Annotated in this window: 2 protein-coding genes; one reads left to right on the top strand and one right to left on the bottom strand. The window is 60.2% G+C overall.

The annotated features are described in order from the left end of the window. A partial coding sequence (locus SCA31_RS22695; protein ID WP_410699309.1) for an RNase H family protein occupies window positions 1-137 on the top strand: 137 nt, incomplete at its 5' end. Here SCA31_RS22695 and SCA31_RS22690 read toward each other — a convergent pair. Beyond that, the coding region (locus tag SCA31_RS22690; protein ID WP_410699308.1) for a hypothetical protein at window positions 121-354 on the bottom strand (234 nt) is incomplete at its 5' end. The two genes, SCA31_RS22695 and SCA31_RS22690, sit on opposite strands and share 17 nt — an antisense overlap.

The following is a 354-nucleotide window of genomic DNA, read 5'->3' as shown; positions in this document are numbered from 1 at the left end:
AGCTTCAGCAGAACGACCAGATCACCGTCAACTGGTGCAAGGCGCATTCCGGCATCGCCGGCAATGTTCGCGCCGACGCGCTGGCCACACAGGCGCGCCTGGCGAAGACGGGTGAAGATATCAGCGCTTCAATATGAAGACCGCCTTGCCGCCTTGAGACGCCTCGATGCCCTCCTTGGTCCGCTTCAGCATCAGGCATTTTTCCGCAGCCTGCGGCTCGGTCCTGATGCAGATCCCGTCCGCCACGGCTTTCCAGGTCGGGTGAATGCTGACCATGCTGTCGCTGATCGTTCCGCCGCCATCCGGTTTGAAAACCAGGATGTTCGATACCCGGCGCTTGACGACATACATTTC

The organism is Chryseobacterium sp. SIMBA_028, from assembly GCF_046535285.1.
Classification (GTDB): Bacteria; Bacteroidota; Bacteroidia; order Flavobacteriales; family Weeksellaceae; genus Chryseobacterium.
The sequence above is the reverse complement of the archived record's forward strand: the minus strand, read 5'-3'. Positions and strand labels throughout refer to the sequence as shown.